This window comes from Sphingomonas sp. PP-CE-3G-477 (assembly GCF_003050745.1).
Lineage (GTDB): Bacteria > Pseudomonadota > Alphaproteobacteria > Sphingomonadales > Sphingomonadaceae > Sphingomonas.
In genome coordinates, this window is record NZ_QAOF01000026.1 from 1 (window position 1) to 2,611 (window position 2,611).

The 2,611-nt window shown below is 61.2% G+C and carries 2 protein-coding genes; both read right to left on the reverse strand.

Annotated elements, in window-relative coordinates:
• Positions 1-139: 139 nt before the first annotated feature.
• Positions 140-901: an IS21-like element helper ATPase IstB gene (gene istB / locus C8J45_RS18755; RefSeq protein WP_107964658.1), complete on the reverse strand. Its 762-nt coding sequence runs from the start codon at positions 899-901 to the stop codon at positions 140-142.
• Complete coding sequence (istA, locus tag C8J45_RS18760; RefSeq protein ID WP_107964659.1) at positions 898-2,430, reverse strand: IS21 family transposase; 1,533 nt, start codon at positions 2,428-2,430, stop codon at positions 898-900. Before istA ends, istB begins: the two co-directional genes overlap by 4 nt.
• Positions 2,431-2,611: the final 181 nt, after the last annotated feature.

Genomic DNA, 2,611 nt, shown 5'->3' on the forward strand with positions numbered 1-2,611 from the left:
TGTAGCGCGTCGATTACGGTGAGCGGTCTGGCGTCAATTAGGTTGAGCGCCTGAGGGTGATTTGAGACTGATCGAAACATAGGATTTGGTCAAGGTTGCGGCCTGCGCGCGTCAACTAGGATGAGCGGCAGCTCACTGGTTACGCCGCTGCGCGGTCGATCGCTGTTCGACGACGATAGCTGTCGGTGTTCATTTCCAGGATGATGGCGTGATGGACGAGCCTGTCGATGGCGGCGACCGTCATTGCGGGATCGGGGAAGATCTGATCCCACGCGCCGAATGGCTGGTTGGCGGTGATCATGATTGAACGCCGCTCGTATCGTGCGCTGATCAGCTCGAACAAGACCGAGGTCTCTGCCTGGTTCTTCTGGAGGTAGGATAGGTCATCGAGGATCAGCAGGTGGAATTTGTCCAGCTTTTCGATGGCCGCTGCCAATTTGAGCTCCTGACGAGCAGTCTGGAGCTGCTGAACGAGATCGGTGGTGCGAGTGAACAACACGCGATATCCGGCGTCGACCAAGGCATTGCCGAGAGCGGCCGCGATATGCGTCTTGCCCACGCCAGGCGGGCCAAATGCCAGGATGTTGGTGCCGCTTTCGAGCCAGCTGTCACCGTGGGCAAGCGCGGAGATGCGAGCCTTGCTGACCATGGGGACCGCCGCAAAGTCAAACGTGTCGAGCGTTTTGCCGACCGGCAACCGGGCCTCCAGCAGATGGCGCTGCGTGCGTCGCTGAGCCCGCTCGGCAATCTCATGCTCGAACAGCGCGGCGAGCGTGCGTGCGGCGGGCCAACCGTCGCGGTCGGCTTGATCGGTGATTGCCGGCCAGAGACGGGCAACGCTGGGCAGCCGAAGCTCTGTCAGGAGCATCGGGAGCCGTGCGGTGTCTGTGGTGGTGTTCATGCCGCAATTCCTTCTTGCGCGGCGCTGCTCAGCAGCCTGTCGTAGATAGACAGTGAAGGCATCTCGACCAAGACGACCGGTGCCGACGCCACAGACGGAGTGAAGCGCGTGCGGAGTTGGGCGAGATCTGGAAGGTCGCCATTTGCCAACACAGTATCGAGCGCGAGGGCGAGTTCTCCCTCGACGCCTTGGTCATGGGCGATGGCGAGCAAGCCGACCATGATGCGTGAAGCCTCTCGTACAGGTCGCTCAGCGCTCAGCGCATCCCATGCCTTTCGAAAAGCAGGCATCGGCCAAAGCGCGTCGCGGTAGACGAGATTGGCGAGCGCTCCGGGCTTTGCCCGCAAGCTGCCGATGATGTGGTGGTAGCTGACAACATGGGTGCTCGAACGGCCAGAGCTTTTCGCAGGCCTGCGTCCGCGGCGGAGATCGAATAGGTATGAACCGCCCAGATAGACCTCGATATGGTCGTCATGGATGCGCAACCGCAGGCTGTATCCGATAAGCTTGCTGGGCACCGTGTAGAACGTCTGCCGCAGACTGAAGCCTGAGCTTGTGGTCACCCGAACGGTCGCCTCTTCCCATACGACCGGGCTCGTTGGCGGTAGCGGTTTGAGGAGCGCTCGTTCGACCTCGATCATTTTGTGATGCCGACGATTATGGGCACCAACGACACCGGCTACGAACGCCCGATACTGATCCACCGTGTCGAAGTCGGGATGTCCGCGAAGCTCGAGCGCTTGTTCCAGACGAACCTTCACATGCCCGTTGCGGCTTTCTACGGCGCCGTTTTCGTGAGCTACCCCGCGATTGTTGCGGGTCGCGACCATGCCATAATGCTCAACCAACGCGGCATAGCGACGGGTGATATCCTCGGCGTCTGGAACCGCCAGGTTACGAAACGCCGCTGACAAGCTGTCCGAACGATGTTCCAGCGGCACACCACCGAGGGCAGTGAGCGCTGCCGACAAGCCGGATGCAAGCGCGACATAACTTTCGCCGCCCAGGACGACCTCGGCATGCTCGAAGCCGGAATATGCCATCGCGAAATGATAGAGGCGATGGGGAAAGGCCAGACCAGCTATCGTCACGCCCAGGGCATTGGCGTCTGTAAAGTCCGAGAGGCCCATCCTGCCCGGGATCTGAACCTGCGGAAAGATGACAGAGCGTTCCGCGCCGTGAAGCGCCCGCCACTCCCGTATACGTCGTTCAATAGTTCGACGAACACCATGGTCGACCCGGTCGGGGAGGCGACGACAAAGTTCCTCGTATATTGTGACCGACCGCAGCCGGGGCGAGGCTTGCAGCAGCGGAACGATTTCCTCGTCCCAGATACCAGCCAACGGGTCTTCTCGCGTCCTGTAACTACGTTTCTTCGCGCCCTGGCTGTTGGCCGGAGGTCGTGTCTCGATACGGCGAGCCGTGGCGACGGAAATGCCAGCTTTGGCTGCCGCGGTCTGTTGGGTGTGGGCGATGCGAAGGGTCATGAAGAGTCTCACCTGCTGCTCGTTGATGTGTCTGCCCGGCATCCAAACCTCCGCTTACGCAGAGCATGTGGTGTGGCCCGGGCCCGACCCGCAGGTGGGTAAAACTTCGCAACGTAGGGATGTCCGGCGGTGCTCGGGCTACGCCCTCCCACCGCCGGACATCCCTACGTCACCGCTCATCCTAATTGACGCGCTTGCGCTCATCGTAATTGTCGCGCGCCAC